Source organism: Notoacmeibacter sp. MSK16QG-6 (assembly GCF_024158145.1).
Lineage (GTDB): Bacteria > Pseudomonadota > Alphaproteobacteria > Rhizobiales > Rhizobiaceae > Notoacmeibacter.
Window position 1 is genome coordinate 1,106,679 of sequence record NZ_JAMYXM010000001.1, and the last position, 16,267, is coordinate 1,122,945.

Genomic DNA, 16,267 nt, shown 5'->3' on the forward strand with positions numbered 1-16,267 from the left:
GGCTGCTAGGACGATACTGTCAGGACGATTTTGCCGATGTGATCGCTGCTCTCCATGTGGCGATGCGCCCCGGCGGCGTCGGCTAGCGGAAATGTCTTGTCGATCAGCGGCCTGACCTTGCCATCCTCGATCAATGGCCAGACCTTTTGACGCAATTCCTCAGCCAGTGCGGTCTTGAACGCGTTAGAGCGCGGACGCAGAGTCGAGCCGGTATGGGTCAGACGCTTTCGCATAATGACCGAAAGGTCGACCTCCTGTTTGGGGCCGCCAAGCGTCGCGATCTGAACGATTCGCCCGTCCAGTGCCGCCAGCCTGTGATTGCGTGGGGCGTAGTCTCCGCCGACCATGTCGAGGATCAGGTCGACACCTTTTCCGCCGGTCATGTCACGCAGCACATCGACGAAATCCTCTTGCTTGTAGTCGACGCATTTCTCCGCACCCAATTCTTCCGCCGCCCGGCACTTTTCCGGGCTTCCAGCCGTCGCAAAGGGGCGAGCGCCGAGGGCCTTGGCCAATTGAATGGCGATGGTGCCGATGCCGCTCGTGCCGCCATGCACTAGAAAGGTCTCGCCTTCCTTGAGGGCGCCACGCTGGAAGACATTGTGCCAGACGGTGAAGACGGTTTCAGGAAGCGCCGCGCCTTCGGTCATGGAAAGGCCGCTTGGCACGGGCAGGCAGTGGCCGGCGGGAACCGCGACATATTCGGCATAGCCGCCACCCGGCGTCAGCGCACAAACGACATCGCCCACATTTAATCCGGTGACGTCGTCACCCAGTTTGGCAACCCTGCCGGACACTTCGAGGCCAGGAAGGTCCGACGCATCTTCTGGCGGCGGATAAAGGCCCTTACGCTGAAAGACATCCGGCCGGTTGACGCCAGCCGCCTCGACGGCCAGCAGCACCTCGTCAGCGCGCAATGTCGGCAAAGGCCGGCGAACCGGCTGCAATACATCCGGGCCGCCAGGCTCGGTTATTTCGACGGCAGCCATGTCTTGCGGCAGGTCAGCCATTTCAATCCTCCCATTATCACTCGCCTATCATCTGGTTCGGGATGACGGCTTGGAAAGAGCGGAGGAAGGGCGGCAAACGCGAAAGGGCGGATCGTCGCCGATCCGCCCTTGCATGCGAGGTTCGAAAATACCGTCGTTATAGACTCGTTACGAATACGAACTAATGGTGAACTGGCGGAGACAGACGCATGATCTCGTCTTTGAGAGCGAGTTTCTTTCGCTTCAGCCGGGCAATTTCAAGGTCATCTTTAGCCGGAGCTACCTGCAAACTCTCGATCTGCTGATCCAGATCACCATGCTTGCGCTGAAGCTGGGCGAGATGAGACTCTAGAGACATTAGCATTCCTCCGTTCGTTTCTATTATCGAAGCACACGGTGGCCACATCCCTCAAAATAGGGCGGCGCCAACGCGCCTTCAAAGGACAGTGTGCCGCATGGATCGATTCCTGTCGAATGCTGAGTGGTAGCATTTCAAAGAGACTGTGAATGTGATAGGGAAACTGCCTGTATTTCAGGCAATTGTCGCTTAAAGGAATATCCCTTATGTCCGATCAGGAGCAGGCTGAGCTGCGCCTCCAACTTGCCCGTCTCAAACAGGAACACGCCGATTACGACGTCGCCATCGGCGCAATGATGCAGACCGGTTGCGATGCCTTGCGGATTCAGCGCATGAAAAAGAAAAAACTGGTGCTCAAGGACAAGATAAGCCAGTTGGAAGACGGCACTCTCCCCGACATCATCGCCTGAGCGTTAACGGTACGATAAGGACAGGATCATCGATATGAGCGCATCCGCGACGGAAGCCTCGGCGCAGCCGAAGGTCGCGATCATCATGGGCAGCCAGTCGGACTGGCCGACCATGAAGCACGCTGCCGCCATTCTCGATGAGCTCGCCATCGCCTACGATGCCAGGATCGTTTCTGCGCATCGGACACCCGACCGCATGCGGGACTTCGCGCGTTCGGCGCGGCAGGACGGGTTCCGTGTCATTATCGCCGGCGCTGGCGGCGCAGCCCATCTGCCGGGCATGGTAGCGGCGTGGACAAGCCTTCCCGTCCTTGGCGTGCCGGTTCAGTCGGCCGCCTTGTCGGGTCAGGATTCCTTACTCTCGATCGTGCAAATGCCGGCCGGCATTCCCGTCGGAACCCTGGCGATCGGCAAAGCCGGCGCATCCAACGCCGCGCTTCTTGCCGCTTCCATCCTTTCCGTTTCTGACGACGGCGTTGCGGAGCGACTCGACGGCTGGCGCAAGGCAAGGACCGATGCGGTTGCTGAAAAGCCAAGCGACGACGCATGACCGACACTCCCCTTTCGCCCGGATCGACCATCGGCATCATTGGTGGCGGCCAGCTCGGACGAATGCTGACCATGGCTGCCGCGCGGCTCGGTTATGGCTGCATCGTACTGGAAAAAGGCGGTTGTCCGGCGCGCGATGTATGCGTCGATCATATCGACGCCGCTTATGACGATGCAGATGCCCTGGCGATGCTTGCAGAGAAGGCCGATGTCGTCACTTACGAGTTCGAGAACGTGCCGATCGAAACGGTGGAACGGCTGACCGGGAGCGTCCCGGTCTATCCGCCAGCCAAGGCTCTCTCCTGCAGCCAGGACCGCCTTGCTGAAAAGCGCTTCATCAATGAGACCGGCATCGGCACAGCGCCTTTTCTCGCCGTCAACAACGATGCCGATATTGCCGACGCACTGAAACAGTTTGGCGGAAAGGGCGTGCTGAAAACCCGGCGCATGGGCTATGACGGCAAGGGCCAGCATGTTTTCAACGGTGATGCGCCGGCGGAAGAGACTGCCATTTTCGACGAAATGGGCGGTGTGCCGCTGATTATGGAAGGCTTTATCGATTTCGCCTGCGAGATTTCGATCATCGCCGCGCGTGGCCAAGACGGGCAGATCGCCCTTTACGACCCTGCCCGAAATGAGCATTCGGAGGGCATTCTTCGGCGCTCGACCGTCCCATGCGGCGCAGCTTCCTCTATCGAGGCGAAAGCGCGTGATGCAGCGCGGCTCATCGTCGACGCACTCGATTATGTCGGCGTTCTGGGGATCGAATTCTTCGTAACAGGCAATGACGAGCTACTGGTCAACGAGATCGCTCCGCGCGTTCACAATTCCGGGCACTGGACCGAGGCCGCCTGCGCCATTAACCAGTTCGAACAGCATATCCGCGCCATTGTGGGCCTACCCCTAGGCAGCACGGCCCGCCACAGCGATTGCGTGATGGAGAACCTCATCGGAGACGAGATCGCGGCCCTTCCTGCCATCGCCCAAAAGGCCGATGCGGTGGTGCATCATTACGGCAAGCGCCAAGCCAGGCCCAGACGAAAAATGGGCCATGTCACCTATCTGTCTGCCCGCTCCGGCTCATAGCCTTTGCCTGCCATAAGTCGGCCGGACAGCATACCTGCGAATTTCCAAGCACCCAGTGCAATGGCGATGCCGGCATAGCCATCAACCGCGTAGTGCCAGCCGAGAAGAACAGATCCGAAAAGGATCATGGCCATAAAAGCGGTGCCGGCCACCCGTCCCAGCCAACCTTTCCGCCAGCCAAGAAGCGCTATCAACGTTGCCGTTGCGACATGCAGGGATGGAAAAGCGCTGATGGAGGATGCACTGCTGCCCTCGGCATAGCTCTCCCAAAGCATATCCTGGGTCGAGAGCGCATAGAGAGCGTGGGTCAGATCGACCACGCCGAGCCGGGCCATCAAAAGCGAGTACTCGCCGCCGAAGTCGAGACGGCCATAGAAGCATGGACCGGCCGATGAGAAGATCGAGGCGATCAAAACCCCACCGACAAGCCAGCTCGTCATGAAGGCAAGAAGGAAACGAAAGCGGTCCTCCTGTGAGCCCCATCCGATACCGATCGCCAGAAACGCGCCGATCATGACAAAGTACCAGAGATTGTAGACGAAATTGACGATCTGAACCGCTAGCGGCCAGTCGTAGAAAACGCGCAGCCATTCATGCGGAAGACGGCCGAAATGCAACCAGCGGTCCAGATGCATGAGGCTCTCGTCCCATGCGAAACCGCCCCATGCGGCCAGTCCCTTAAGCTCGCCAAAGCCGATGGCGAAGAAAATGAAAATCGCCGCAGTCCGCGCAAAGCGCAGGAAACGAGCGCCATCGAACAGAAAACCGAATAGCGCCGTCAGAATATCGCGAGCCGGTGTTTTGCTCCGCCGCCGCGCAGCACCGATAAAGAGGGCCAGACTGGCGCCCGCGAGAACGAACACTCCGAGTGATGCCAAATCGCCGAGTACGGAGGTGACAACACCCATATCCGTGCGCCGGCCCGAGAGAATGCCAATCGCCTGACCGATTGCCGCTGTCGCGAGAGCAATGCCAAAAAGCAGCCCCTCGCCCGGCGGGAGGACCGAACGCCTAAGAGCGCTATCGTGACGGATGGTTTTGGGACTATCGGCGAGAAGGCTCATCGGCCTCGTTTCTTTTTTCTAAGCGCGTGACGGGTTCACTATCGCCGAGTGTCCTTGCCGTTCCGTAAAGACGCCGCTTTTGCCTTGACGGACCATCGCAGGCCTACACATGCGAAAAGGCGGCAAAGCGGAAGTCGATCGATGATAGAGCGCATATTCGGCGGGTCTCGACGCCGGTTCGACAGTCTCTCCGAGCAGGAAATCCTGGCTCTCGCCATTTCCTCAGAGGAGGATGACGGGCGGATTTATCGCAATTATGCGGATGGTCTGCGCGCGGACTTCCCATCGAGCGCTATCGTTTTCGAGAAAATGGCGGAGGAGGAAGACGAACACCGTCGCCGGCTGATCGACCTTCACAAAGCCAAGTTTGGCGACGCTGTCCCTCTCATCCGCCGCGAGCACGTATCGGGGTTTTATCACCGCAAACCCGATTGGCTTGTTCGCCCGCTCGGGCTGGATAAAGTCCGTGCGCAGGCTGCCGATATGGAGCGACAGGCCCAGCGTTTCTACGAACATGCGGCGCAGCGCGCATCAGACGCCGATATCCGTAAACTGCTAGGCGATCTGGCCGCGGCGGAAGCGCGCCACGAACACCGCGCCGAAGAACTGGCCGAACAACATCTCGGACCGGAGGCGCGGGAGGACGAGGACAAGGCTGAACGCCGACAGTTCATACTCACCTATATCCAGCCCGGACTGGCCGGCCTGATGGACGGATCGGTGTCGACACTCGCGCCGATATTCGCCGCTGCCTTTGCGACGCAGGATACATGGCAGACCTTTCTGGTCGGTCTGGCCGCATCGGTCGGCGCCGGCATTTCTATGGGTTTCACGGAAGTCGCCAGTGACGATGGCGTGATTTCAGGTCGTGGTTCGCCCATCAAGCGCGGTTTTGCGACCGGCATCATGACCACCGTGGGCGGCCTCGGCCACGCGCTACCCTATCTCATACCGCATTTCTGGACAGCGACGATCACGGCGATCGTCATCGTCGTGATCGAATTGTTCGTCATCGCCTGGATCCAGCGCCGCTACATGGAAACACCATGGAGCCGGGCGCTGTTTCAGGTCGTTCTCGGCGGCGCGCTTGTCTTCGCCGCCGGTATGCTGATCGGGACGGCCTAGACTGTCTCCAGTTGGCGTTCCTGCGCAAGAAACTGATCCGTCATCGCCGCCACGAAGTCGGGTAGTTCGCGATTGCTGGCCGCTGTGACGATACGCCGATCGCATCGCGGCCCGTTCTCCCGAACAAACGCCCCGGCATTGCGCAAGTCGGTGCGTATGGACTTGGCGCCGGTAGCCGTCAAACCCCGCGCTAGTCCCGCCTCACTTAGGAGGATCGGCGCGTGTCCACTGGCTGCCACGATCCGTCCGCCTGCATGGAAGCGCTTCAGGAAATTGATAGCGAAGCGTTCGCCTTTCAACGCATCGACAGCGATCAGTCCCGGCGGGATGACGAGCATGTCGAAATCGGTGCGCACGACCTCGTCGAGCACCATATCGACATGCTCATCGCTGTCCCATCCATCTTGCGACCAACCTTTGATCCGGCGTTCGGCAAGCGAAAGCAGTCGGACCTCCGCGCCTTCCAAGCGCAATTCGTCACGAATGGCGTCGAGCGCGATCGCGTCGAAACCGTCCGTTGTTAAGATGCCTATACGGCAAGCATTCAGTTTCATTGGGCGTCCCTTCCCGTTCGAATATCGGGAGAAACGCCGCAAACCCGCTTCCGTTCTATCCAATCGGGACAAAGTCGGCGGCGATTATCGCATCACACCGACCCGGTAGAGCCAAAACCTCCAGCACCGCGCGCTGTGTCAGCCGCCTCGTCGCGCTCTTCAAGACCAGCCCGGACGACCGGCGAAACGACAAGCTGCGCGATCCGCATACCGCGCTCTATGACGACGTCTGCGGCTCCAAGATTGACCAGAAGCACCTTCACTTCACCGCGATAGTCCCAGTCGATGGTTCCGGGCGTGTTGAGACAGGTAATACCCTGTTTCAGCGCAAGGCCGGAGCGCGGACGCACCTGCACTTCGAAGCCTTCCGGGATTTCGAGAATAAAGCCGGTCGGCACAGCGGCGCGCTGCATCGGCGCCAGGGTGAGCGGTTTCTCTGCCGCTACGGCAGCCCGGACATCCATTCCCGCCGCTCCGTCCGTGGCATAGGCGGGCAAGTCCAGTCCTTCGCCATGGGGCAGGCGGACAATGCCAAGCGTCGGTTTCTCCCCCATCAGACCAGCACCGGCTGTTCGGTCCGTGACTCATCCCCAAACAGGCGAATGTATTCCGACACCGCATCCGCATCGCCGGTTGCCTTGTTCGGATTGTCGGAAAGCTTGACCGCAGGGCGACCCGCCGCTTCCGTGACCTTGATGACGATGCTGAGCGCGCGCAGCCGCTCGTTGTCCGTTGGCGCCATGCCGACGAAATCATTGGTCAGATTGGTGCCCCAGCCAAAGGCCATGCGGACACGCCCATCGAAATGGCGGTAGGTTTTCTCGATTGTCTCGACATCCAGCCCGTCGGAGAAGATCAGAATACGATCTTTCGGATCGACACCCTTTTGCCGCCACCATTCGATGATGCGCTCGCCGCCTTCGATGGGTGGCGCACTATCGGGACGAAAGCCGGTCCAATTAGCGACCCAGTCGGGCGCGTTTTCCAGAAAGCTTTCGGTGCCGAAAGCATCGGGAAGAACGATCAGGAGATTGCCGCCATAAAGCGTATTCCAGTCTTCCAGCACCTTATAGGGTGACAGAATACGCTCGGCGTCACTCTGGGCCAGCGCCGCGTACACCATCGGCAGTTCATGGGCGTTGGTGCCGACCGCTTCGAGATCCGTATCCATGGCGAGCTTGACATTGGAGGTGCCGGTGAATTTTTCGCCGATCCCCTCTTTCAGCGCTTCGACGCACCAGCGCTGCCACAGATAGGAGTGACGGCGCCGGGTGCCGAAATCGGAAATACGCAAATTCTCCAGCTGCCGAAGCCGTTCGGTCTTTTCCCACATACGGGCCTTGGCGCGGGCGTAAAGCACGTCCAGATGAAACCGCCCCATTCCGGCCATCGCCTTGCGGCTGCGTAGCTCCATGAGGATGGCGAGAGCGGGGATCTCCCACATCGTCACTTCGCACCAGGGGCCGGAAAAGGCGAGTTCGAACTGACCGTCACGGACAGCCAGCTCGTAGTCCGGCAAGCGGAAGTCGGCGAACCATTCCAGGAAATCCGGCTCAAAGATCTGCGTCCTGCCGTAGAAGGTGTTACCCGCCAGCCAGATGCGCTCTTTCTTGGACAGCATCACAGTGCGCGCATGATCGAGTTGCTCGCGCAGAACCGCCTCGTCGATTTCATCGGCCAGGCGAATTTCCGGCTTCCGGTTGATGAGCGAAAACGTGACCGGAAGATCGCGATGCATCTTCCAGATCATCTGCAGCATGAGCAGCTTGTAGAAATCCGTATCCAACAATGAACGAACGATCGGATCGAGCTTCCAGGTATGGTCGTGAACGCGCTTGGCGATGTCGGTGATCGGGGTCGTCATCGATTGTCTCCGGTCAGGCGAATGTGACGCCTGCCTCCTCCATCGCCTGCCGCATCCGCCCTTTCGATCCATCCAGATCGATCGCAGCCGTCGCTTGCTCGACCACACGGGCGGAAAAGCCGAAGCGGCGCGCATCGAGGGCGGACCATGCGACGCAATAATCGAACGCCAGCCCACACAGGACAAGATTGGCAATCTGCCTTTCGCGCAGATAGCCAGCAAGCCCGGTCGGCGTCTGCCGGTCGTTTTCGCGAAAAGCAGAGTAGCTGTCGATCTCAGGTCGAAAGCCCTTGCGAACGATCATTTCGGCCTTCGTCCATTTCAAACTCGGATGAAATTCCGCGCCCTGCGAACCCTGAAGACAATGGTCGGGCCACAGCGTCTGTTCGCCGTAAGGCATCGCAACGGTCTCGAAGGGCGACTTGCCCTGATGCTCGCTAGCGAAGGAGGAATGGCCAGCGGGATGCCAGTCCTGCGTGAGAATGACGTGATCGTGCCCCGCGATGAGACTGTTGACCACGGAGAGGATGGACGTCGCGCCGTCCACGGCCAATGCGCCGCCCTCGCAGAAATCGTTCTGCATGTCGATGACCAGCAGTGCCGTTTTGCCGTTCATGTGCGCGCCCTTCCCATCAAAACAAACGTCTAGTGGAGCCGTGCAATCAAGAAAAGAGCAAAGAGGCAGGTGCTCCTACCGGTCGCCCAACATGAATTCGCCCTTCACCAGCCAGGACAGCCCGAAAGCGATGACCGCCACGGCCTCGGCTGCAAGGATCACGAAGCGGTCCGGCAAATCTTCGGCGGGGCATCGCTCGACGGTCGTAAATTCGTCGGCGATGACACCGAGGCAGACAAAGATGGTCAGCCCTGCGGCAACATAAACCCCGTTGCGCCGCCGCTTCATGGGCGTCTTTACGCCAGCGGATCTGGTGAAGAGAAACAGGCTCATCACGCCGAGGGCGCCGAGAAAGATCGCCGCGGCAATCACGTGGATTTGCGCCGGCAGACCCGCACTCCAGAAATCGAGGCAATCGTCTGCCGACGTGGGAAACAGCGCCACCGCATAGGCCGCGAACCCGGCAATTGTCGTCACGATGTCATCAGCACGTTCGTAGCGATAGGTGATAAGGAACGTGCCGATAGCGAACAGTGTACCGACAAAGACGTCGCGCAGATCGCTATAGTAATAGCTGCTCAATGTCGGGCGAAACGCCATGTCGATAAAAAGACCGCCACCGATCAGGACGACAGGAAGGAGCAGGCCCAGCCAGCCCACGAGCTGGCGCAGGCGCATATAATTCATCAGCCGTGGATCGCTTTCAGCCATCGCCCTCTCCTGACTTGAAGCCAAGGCGGAGCGGGCAAGGAAGTCAACCGTCGCTGAGCTTCATCCGCAATTCCGTTCGCCATTCGGAGGGCGCCACATTCTGCCAAGGTCCAGATCGATAGATTTCGACCTGGCAGGCCGGCTCAAATTTATCAGCCGCCCGCGCCTCATCCTTTTCCAAGCGCCGTCCGCGCAGCCAGCCCTCCAGCATGACAGTACTGTCGTAGAGGACATCGTAGGGGCCGGTATGGCTGGCGACGGCGTAGTTGCCCGCGGGAAGCTCACCGACGAATACTTCACCGCCGTCCGGCACCGAAACCGATTTTTCGACGAGATTGGCGACATGGACCAGCGTCCGGCCATCCGCAGTGAAATGCATGTAGCGGAAGAGGCCTTCACCCAATTCGATTCCTTTTTCTGCACACCATTCGTGCAGGCGAGGAAAAGCTTCCGGCGCTTTTTGCGGGAGCTCGGCCATCGCGCATTCCACTGCAATCGCGACATAGGCCATCGCATCGAATGACTGTACCGACGGGATCGAAAGTATGGCTTCGCTCCCTGCGGTTTCGTGAACGTCGCGCATGACTGTCTTCTCCCGGCGGTTATTCGGTTATTTCGGAGCCTTGTTGCCCGTGTAGTTGATCATCCAGTGGATGCCGTACCGGTCCGTCACCATTGCAAAGCGCTCCGCCCAGAAGGTCTCTTCGAGATCCATGCGCACCGTCCCGCCATCGCTGATCGCCTCAAACCAGCGCTGCGCCTCTTCAATCGAAGAGGCAGGCATCGAGATGTCGAAGCCCTGGGGCTTGTTGTACCACTCCTTGGGCGCATCGGAGGCCATCATCTCGCTTTCGCCGATGCGGACGGCCATGTTCATTACCAGGTCATCGCCACCCGGCATCCGGTTTTCAGGATCGGGCGAATCGCCATTGCGGAAAATGCCGAGCACCTCACCGCCGAAGACATCGACGTAATAGCGCATGGCCTCTTCGCACTTACCTTCAAAGTAGAGATAGATCGTCGGCTGCATTGTCTTGCTCCGTGAAAGTGAGGTTCAATATTCCAGTTTCGGATACCAGTCTGTTCCGCGCCCGGCCGGCGTAAGGTCGAGGATCGACCAAAGCGGAGCGATATCGGGCGCCGTGCGAGGGTCCTGCTGCGGATCGGCTTCCGGCACTTCGGCGGCCCAGAAACAGCCGCACTCGGTCGCCATCTTTCCGATAGACGGTCAGAGCCGGATTTTCGCTCCCGTCATCATTAATCAGGCCGAGATCATTGGCGTAATCGTCACCTACGGTTTGAACGAAATCGAGACCCCGCCAGCCACGCTCTTCGGCAAATGCCTTCTGCCGGGCAACGGGGCTGCGACCGAAAATCTTCAGCGCGACACGCTGCTCGATATCCTTGGCATTGCCGTCCACCCCGCCGAGCCAGTTCGTGCACATCGGGCAAGGCCGCTCGCGTTCGGGACCGTACATCCAGAAGTAGCTGACCAGCGTATCGTGCTCACCGAAAAGATCTTTCAGGCCGACTTCCTTTCCGCCCTCGGTCCTGAAGCGATAGTCCTTCTCTATGACAGGGCCGGGAGGCAGCGCCATTCGCTGTTCGCTCAGGCGGGTCATGTGCCGGCGAAAATCGATTTCCTCGGCGAGAAGCGCCTGTCTGGCGGTCGCATATTCCGCGCTTTCGCCAGAAAATTGCGGTGTTCTGCGATGGGCGATGTCGGCAGCCGGTTTCAGGCCTTGAGACATAATGGCACTCCCTTTCACTCGACCTCTCGTCGGCCGCGATATCCTAAGCGGCGACAGCGGCCTCAATGTCCGCGATTTCGATTTTCTTCATCTGCCAGACCGCGTTCAGGACGCGCTGTTTTGTTTCCGGGTTCGACGAGTTCATCAGTTCGATGAACCGGCGCGGTATCACCTGCCAGCGCAGCCCGAAGCGGTCGACGCACCAGCCGCATTCGACCTCGCGGCCGCCATCGGCAATGAGAGCGCTCCATAGCCGGTCGAGCTCGTTCTGATCATCGGCGTAAACCACCAGAGAAGCAGCCTCAGAATGCGGAAAATCAACGCCTCCATTGAGGAGTTGGTAGGAAACGCCGCCGAGCGTCAGTTGCACCAGCATAGGTTTGCCGGTTTCGAGTGGCACGCCTTGCGGTATCTCTTTCGGTACACGCTCGATCGAGTCGATATGGCTGTCCGGCATGAGCGAAACGTAGAACTCGGCCACCTCTTCCAAATCGTGATTGAACCAGAGGCAGGTCAGAACCTTGGGGTCAGACATGGCGTTCTCCCTACGCTTCCAGAATGGGCTGAAAACCGCCCCAGAACATGCGCTTGCCATCGAAGGGCATTTCGTTCGGCTGCATGGATGGGTCTTCCATCATCGTCTTCCAAGCCGCATCGCGCGTCGTCTTGTCCGGCCACTTGATCCAGGAGAAGATGACGCTTTCATCATCCTGCCGCTTGGTGGCGAGGGTGAAGGACGTGGTTTCGCCTTCCGGTACATTATCTTCCCAGCATTCCACGACCTCGATCGCGCCATGCTTGCGAAAGATTTCTGCGGCCTTGCGCGCCTCTTGCAGATACGCGTCCTTATTCTTCGTCGGCACTGGGGCGACGAACCCGTCAATATATGGCACGATGTGTTCCTCCTGTTCGTTCCGCAGCGTTCAGATGGTTTTCGCCAGCGCTTCGAGCTGATCGGTTGCTGCGTTCCATCCTTGCTCGAACCCCATCTCCTCGTGCTGTCTTCGGTCGTCCTCGCTCCAATGGCGAGCTTCCCAGCGATAGGCTGTCCTGCCTTCGCCCGCATCGGCGAAGGTGACGGTGGAGACGAGGAACGGCTTGCCGCCCGGCTGCCAATCGCCGATGAAGGCGTCGGTCGTCACCAGCCTCTCTTGCGGGACCACGTCGAGAACCTGACCGGGATTGTCGTGACGTTCGCCTTCAGGGCTTTGCATTACGACCTGGAAGACGCCGCCGGGTCGGATGTCGAGTTGGGCCTCGGCGACAGACCAAGGCTTTGGGCAGAACCACTGTTTCAATAGGTCCGGTTCTGTCCAGCAGCGCCATAGCTTTTGACGCGGCGCATCAAGTGTCCGCTCGATGAAAAGCGTCTGGTCGGTCATCTTCGGTCGTCCTTTTCGAATAGCAATTCAACATAGCGCTTGAGATGATCGACGCTTTCACGTGCGCGATCCGGCCCTCCATCGGCCTTTGCGATAATGAATGCGCCCTGCAGAACCGCCTGAATGTGGAGGGCAAGGCTTTCGGCGCTCCAGTCGGCATCAGGGCAATGCTCCGCCTTCGCCGCGTCGATATCCACTTCGTAAGTCTCGGCATGGGCGAAAATCGAGGCGCGCGCCGCCTCGCGGATGGCCGGAGCGGAGAGGTGCACCTCCTGCGCCAGCGTGCCGACATAGCAGGTGAATTCGTCGGTCTGTCCGCCGATGATCTCACGGCGAAAATCGATATAGGCGAGTACGCGATCAAGCGGATCGTCCGGCAGATGATACGGCGCGGCCTCGAAGAGTTGGCCCGTCACCTCGCTCCAGCGCGCGGCAGCGGCGACAGCCATCTCTTCCTTGTTCTTAAAGTGATGAAAAAAGCCACCTTTGGTGACGCCGGCAGCGGTGGCCACCTCATCCACACGTGTCGCGGCGTACCCCTTCTCGCGCACGGAAGCGATGGCGGCGTCCAGTATGCGCATCCTCGCCTCCTCACCTTTCCTGTAACTACGTTTGATTTCAGTCATACTCATTACATACCGACCGGTTGGTATCTTTGTCAAGCAATCCGATTTAGATGAGGCGCGGCTGCGACTGTCTCTACCGCGTTGACTTCGGCCCGGTCGCTTGCCACATGGCGGGCAAAGCTTACGTGGAAACCATCTCATGGCCGACACATTGGAAGACAAGGTCGCGCGGCGGCGCACCTTCGCCATCATCTCGCACCCCGATGCGGGCAAAACCACGCTGACCGAAAAACTGCTGCTGTTCGGCGGCGCGATCCAGCTTGCCGGTGAGGTGAAAGCCAAGAAGAACCGCCAGAGCAGTCGTTCCGACTGGATGAAGATCGAGAAGGAGCGCGGCATCTCGGTCGTCACCTCAGTGATGACCTTCGAATATGAGGACCATGTCTTCAACCTGCTGGATACGCCCGGTCACGAAGACTTCGCCGACGACACCTACCGCACGCTGACCGCTGTCGATTCCGCCATCATGGTGATCGATGCGGCCAAGGGCATCGAGCCGCGCACGCTGAAGCTGTTCGAGGTCTGCCGGCTGCGCGACATCCCGATCATCACCTTCGTCAACAAGATGGACCGCGAGGCGCGCGACAATTTCGAGATCCTCGACGAGATCGAGGAGAAGCTGGCGCTCGATACCGCACCCATCACCTGGCCGATCGGTCAGGGCAAAAGCTTTTGCGGCACCTATCACCTCTCCGAAAGCGCCGTCCGCCACGGCGATGCCGAGAAGGATCGCACCAAGGTCAACGGCCCGCAGGCGGACGCCGCCGCGGGGATGTTGCCGGAGAACGAGCAGGAAGGCTTCGTCGAGGGCGTCGAACTGGCAGCCGAAGCCTGCCGGCCCTTCGATATGCAGGCGTTTCGCGAAGGTCATCTGACGCCGGTCTTCTTCGGCTCGGCGCTGAAGAATTACGGCGTACGCGATCTGATCCACGCGCTGATGGATTACGCCCCTGCCCCACGCGCGCAGGAAGCGGAAAACCGTCATGTCGAAGCAACCGAGAAGGGCATGAGCGCCTTCGTCTTCAAGATTCAGGCCAATATGGACCCGAACCATCGCGACCGCATCGCCTTCGTCCGCGTCTGCTCCGGTACGCTGGCGCGGGGCATGAAGGCGAAGCTCGTGCGGACCGGCAAGGCGATGCCGCTCTCCGCGCCGCAATTCTTCTTCGCCTCGCAGCGGCACCTTGCGGAAGAAGCCTATGCGGGCGACGTGGTCGGCATTCCGAACCACGGCACGTTGCGCATTGGCGATACGCTGACCGATGGGGAGGATATCGTTTTTCGCGGCGTGCCCAATTTCGCGCCGGAAATCCTGCGCCGCGTGTCGCTGAAAGATGCGATGAAGGCCAAGAAGCTGAAGGAGGCGCTAGCGCAGATGGCGGAGGAAGGCGTCGTTCAGCTCTTCACGCCGGAGGATGGTTCGCCCGCCATTGTCGGCGTTGTCGGCGCGCTGCAGATCGATGTGCTGGCCGAACGGCTCAGCCAGGAATATTCGCTTCCGGTCGGTTTCGAGCCGGCCCGCTTCGCCGTCGCGCGCTGGATTTCCGCGCCGAGCCCGCAGGAATTGCGTGACTTCATGGACGCCCATCGCGGCGAAATGACGCGCGATCTCGATGGCGATCCGGTCTATATGGCGCCGAACGCCTTCTCGCTGAATTACGAGGCCGAGCGCTGGCCGAAGATCGAATTTGCAACTGTGAAGGACTACCAGATCGGCACCAAAAAAGCTGCGTGAACCTGCTACTGGACAACGCGGCAACATATTGCGCGCCGGTAGCGACAAGGCGAAATCGATGCCTCATCACGGCTACTAATTGCCAAGCGAATCCCTAAATCGGGAATGCTCGCACCCTATATCTTTTCGACAACCGCAATTTCCAAAGGAGCTACCATGAGCCTCCGTATCAACGACACGATTGAAAACCTGGAGGTCGAGACCGACCAGGGCACATTCAAGCTGCATGACTGGATCGGCGATAGCTGGGCCATCATCTTCAGCCATCCGAAGGATTTCACCCCGGTCTGCACGACAGAATTCGGCGCCGTTGCCCAACTCTCTGACGAATGGGAGAAGCGCGGCACGAAGGTGCTCGGCGTTTCCGTCGACAGCGCCGACGATCACGTGAAATGGAAAGGCGATATTGAGAAGGTCGGCGGCGCGAAAGCCGGTTTCCCCATCGTCGCCGATACCGATCTGAAGGTTGCCAAAGCCTTCGATATGCTTCCGGCCGAAGCCTATCTGCCGGATGGTCGCACGCCGAACGACACGGCGACGGTCCGCACCGTCTATATCATCGGGCCGGATAAAAAACTGAAACTGTCGATGACCTATCCGATGAATGTCGGTCGCAACTTCGCAGAAGTTCTGCGCGCACTCGATGGCCTGCAGACAGCCGCGAAGCACACGGTCGCCACACCGGCGAACTGGAATGTCGGCGACGACGTCATCATTCCAGCGACCGTTTCCGACGAAGATGCCAAAACCAAATTCGGCGAGTTCGAGACGGTCCTGCCCTATCTTCGCAAGGCAAAGCAGCCCACTGCCTGAGCAGCGGCGAAGTCGAGGAAATCTGCAAAGGCCGGTGCGATGACGCACCGGCCTTTTCGCTGCCCGCTATGGAACGAGACCACCGCCTTGCGTGTTAGTTCAACGACGATTTTGAAGACATCAAAGGAAGGTTTCTTTCATGGCCATTGCCAATCTAAAAGACGTTTATGTCGATCAATTGCAGGACATTTTCAGCGCCTGTCACCAATCCAAAAAAGCCACTGAAGAACTAAAGGGCGCGGCGAACGATTCCGAACTGAAGGACGCGCTGGCAGCCGGCGTGAAAGGCATCGAGAGCGGCATGGATGTGCTGCGCAAGATCGTCGAAGGTCACGGCGCAGATCCGAAGGGCGAGCACTGCAAGGGCATGGAAGGTCTCGTCAAGGAAGCCCGTTCCCATGGTATCGAAGAAGACATCAGCGACCCGGACGCCCGCGACGCGATGATCATCACGCAGTATCAGCGCATGGCGCACTACGCGATCGCAGGCTATGGCTGCCTGGTCGCTTTCGCGCGTCGCCTGGAGCTCAATGACGAAGCCGAAAAGTTGCAGGACTGCCTCAACGAGACCTATGAAGGCGACCGGCACATGACCGATCTTGCCATGGGCGGCATCAACAAGGCGGCCGTCTGA

The 16,267-nt window shown here is 59.5% G+C and carries 22 protein-coding genes; 7 read left to right on the top strand and 15 right to left on the bottom strand.

From position 1 onward, the window contains the following. Positions 1-5: 5 nt before the first annotated feature. Both NIM86_RS05240 and NIM86_RS05245 read right to left on the bottom strand, forming a co-directional pair. Entirely contained in the window at positions 6-1,010 is a 1,005-nt protein-coding gene (locus NIM86_RS05240) for an NAD(P)H-quinone oxidoreductase (protein ID WP_253379737.1), read from the bottom strand. Positions 1,011-1,170: 160 nt separating this feature from the next. Next, a complete protein-coding gene (locus NIM86_RS05245) occupies positions 1,171-1,395 on the bottom strand; it encodes a YdcH family protein (protein WP_371872836.1) in 225 nt (74 codons plus the stop codon). A gap of 158 nt (positions 1,396-1,553) precedes the next feature. On the opposite strand from NIM86_RS05245, the gene NIM86_RS05250 reads away from it, so the two are divergent. From NIM86_RS05250 to NIM86_RS05260, 3 genes are read left to right on the top strand one after another with little or no spacing between them, the layout of a single operon-like run. Further along, positions 1,554-1,757 (top strand): YdcH family protein, encoded by a 204-nt coding sequence (locus tag NIM86_RS05250; protein ID WP_253379739.1) that lies wholly within the window; start codon positions 1,554-1,556, stop codon positions 1,755-1,757. A 34-nt stretch (positions 1,758-1,791) separates the two neighbouring features. Next, a complete protein-coding gene (gene purE / locus NIM86_RS05255) occupies positions 1,792-2,307 on the top strand; it encodes a 5-(carboxyamino)imidazole ribonucleotide mutase (protein ID WP_253379740.1) in 516 nt (171 codons plus the stop codon). After that, the gene (locus NIM86_RS05260) at positions 2,304-3,392 is read left to right on the top strand and encodes a 5-(carboxyamino)imidazole ribonucleotide synthase (protein WP_253379741.1); all 1,089 of its coding nucleotides are present in this window, start codon (positions 2,304-2,306) and stop codon (positions 3,390-3,392) included. Before purE ends, NIM86_RS05260 begins: the two co-directional genes overlap by 4 nt. Here the strand turns inward: NIM86_RS05260 and NIM86_RS05265 are convergent. Continuing rightward, positions 3,365-4,456: a phosphatase PAP2 family protein gene (locus tag NIM86_RS05265; protein ID WP_253379743.1), complete on the bottom strand. Its 1,092-nt coding sequence runs from the start codon at positions 4,454-4,456 to the stop codon at positions 3,365-3,367. The genes NIM86_RS05260 and NIM86_RS05265 overlap by 28 nt on opposite strands. A 141-nt stretch (positions 4,457-4,597) precedes the next feature. Here NIM86_RS05265 and mbfA point away from each other — a divergent pair, with 141 nt between their 5' ends. Further along, entirely contained in the window at positions 4,598-5,581 is a 984-nt protein-coding gene (mbfA, locus tag NIM86_RS05270) for an iron exporter MbfA (RefSeq protein WP_253379745.1), read from the top strand. On the opposite strand, the gene NIM86_RS05275 is transcribed toward mbfA, so the two are convergent. The 12 genes from NIM86_RS05275 to NIM86_RS05330 all read right to left on the bottom strand — a co-directional run bounded on the left by NIM86_RS05275 (position 5,578) and on the right by NIM86_RS05330 (position 13,040). Then, entirely contained in the window at positions 5,578-6,135 is a 558-nt protein-coding gene (locus NIM86_RS05275) for a DJ-1/PfpI family protein (protein WP_253379747.1), read from the bottom strand. The genes mbfA and NIM86_RS05275 overlap by 4 nt on opposite strands. A gap of 92 nt (positions 6,136-6,227) precedes the next feature. Further along, on the bottom strand, positions 6,228-6,689 hold the full coding sequence (dut, locus tag NIM86_RS05280; RefSeq protein WP_253379749.1) for a dUTP diphosphatase: 462 nt from the start codon (positions 6,687-6,689) through the stop codon (positions 6,228-6,230). Next, positions 6,689-7,999 (bottom strand): nicotinate phosphoribosyltransferase, encoded by a 1,311-nt coding sequence (gene pncB, locus NIM86_RS05285; protein WP_253379751.1) that lies wholly within the window; start codon positions 7,997-7,999, stop codon positions 6,689-6,691. The genes dut and pncB overlap by 1 nt, the downstream gene beginning before the upstream one ends. 13 nt (positions 8,000-8,012) lie before the next feature. After that, the gene (gene pncA / locus NIM86_RS05290; protein ID WP_253379753.1) at positions 8,013-8,615 is read right to left on the bottom strand and encodes a bifunctional nicotinamidase/pyrazinamidase; all 603 of its coding nucleotides are present in this window, start codon (positions 8,613-8,615) and stop codon (positions 8,013-8,015) included. A gap of 75 nt (positions 8,616-8,690) precedes the next feature. Further along, positions 8,691-9,326 carry a hypothetical protein gene (locus NIM86_RS05295; protein ID WP_253379755.1) on the bottom strand — a complete coding sequence of 212 codons (636 nt, stop codon included), beginning with the start codon at positions 9,324-9,326 and terminating at the stop codon, positions 8,691-8,693. Between the two features lie 43 nt (positions 9,327-9,369). Continuing rightward, positions 9,370-9,909 (bottom strand): GyrI-like domain-containing protein, encoded by a 540-nt coding sequence (locus NIM86_RS05300; protein WP_253379757.1) that lies wholly within the window; start codon positions 9,907-9,909, stop codon positions 9,370-9,372. Positions 9,910-9,936: 27 nt separating this feature from the next. After that, positions 9,937-10,356 (bottom strand): VOC family protein, encoded by a 420-nt coding sequence (locus NIM86_RS05305; RefSeq protein WP_253379759.1) that lies wholly within the window; start codon positions 10,354-10,356, stop codon positions 9,937-9,939. Next, positions 10,328-11,077 (bottom strand): DUF899 family protein, encoded by a 750-nt coding sequence (locus NIM86_RS05310; protein WP_253379761.1) that lies wholly within the window; start codon positions 11,075-11,077, stop codon positions 10,328-10,330. Before NIM86_RS05310 ends, NIM86_RS05305 begins: the two co-directional genes overlap by 29 nt. Positions 11,078-11,120: 43 nt before the next feature. Then, positions 11,121-11,612 (bottom strand): VOC family protein, encoded by a 492-nt coding sequence (locus NIM86_RS05315; protein ID WP_253379763.1) that lies wholly within the window; start codon positions 11,610-11,612, stop codon positions 11,121-11,123. A gap of 10 nt (positions 11,613-11,622) precedes the next feature. Beyond that, positions 11,623-11,970 carry a DUF1428 family protein gene (locus tag NIM86_RS05320; protein ID WP_253379765.1) on the bottom strand — a complete coding sequence of 116 codons (348 nt, stop codon included), beginning with the start codon at positions 11,968-11,970 and terminating at the stop codon, positions 11,623-11,625. Positions 11,971-12,000: 30 nt separating this feature from the next. Next, entirely contained in the window at positions 12,001-12,459 is a 459-nt protein-coding gene (locus NIM86_RS05325) for an SRPBCC family protein (protein WP_253379766.1), read from the bottom strand. Beyond that, positions 12,456-13,040 carry a TetR/AcrR family transcriptional regulator gene (locus NIM86_RS05330; protein ID WP_253379768.1) on the bottom strand — a complete coding sequence of 195 codons (585 nt, stop codon included), beginning with the start codon at positions 13,038-13,040 and terminating at the stop codon, positions 12,456-12,458. The genes NIM86_RS05325 and NIM86_RS05330 overlap by 4 nt, the downstream gene beginning before the upstream one ends. 184 nt (positions 13,041-13,224) lie before the next feature. Between NIM86_RS05330 and NIM86_RS05335 the strand changes: the two genes are divergently transcribed. The 3 genes from NIM86_RS05335 to NIM86_RS05345 all read left to right on the top strand — a co-directional run bounded on the left by NIM86_RS05335 (position 13,225) and on the right by NIM86_RS05345 (position 16,267). After that, positions 13,225-14,820: a peptide chain release factor 3 gene (locus tag NIM86_RS05335; RefSeq protein WP_253379770.1), complete on the top strand. Its 1,596-nt coding sequence runs from the start codon at positions 13,225-13,227 to the stop codon at positions 14,818-14,820. A gap of 156 nt (positions 14,821-14,976) precedes the next feature. Continuing rightward, entirely contained in the window at positions 14,977-15,633 is a 657-nt protein-coding gene (locus NIM86_RS05340; protein ID WP_253379772.1) for a peroxiredoxin, read from the top strand. Between the two features lie 139 nt (positions 15,634-15,772). Next, a complete protein-coding gene (locus NIM86_RS05345) occupies positions 15,773-16,267 on the top strand; it encodes a ferritin-like domain-containing protein (protein ID WP_253379774.1) in 495 nt (164 codons plus the stop codon).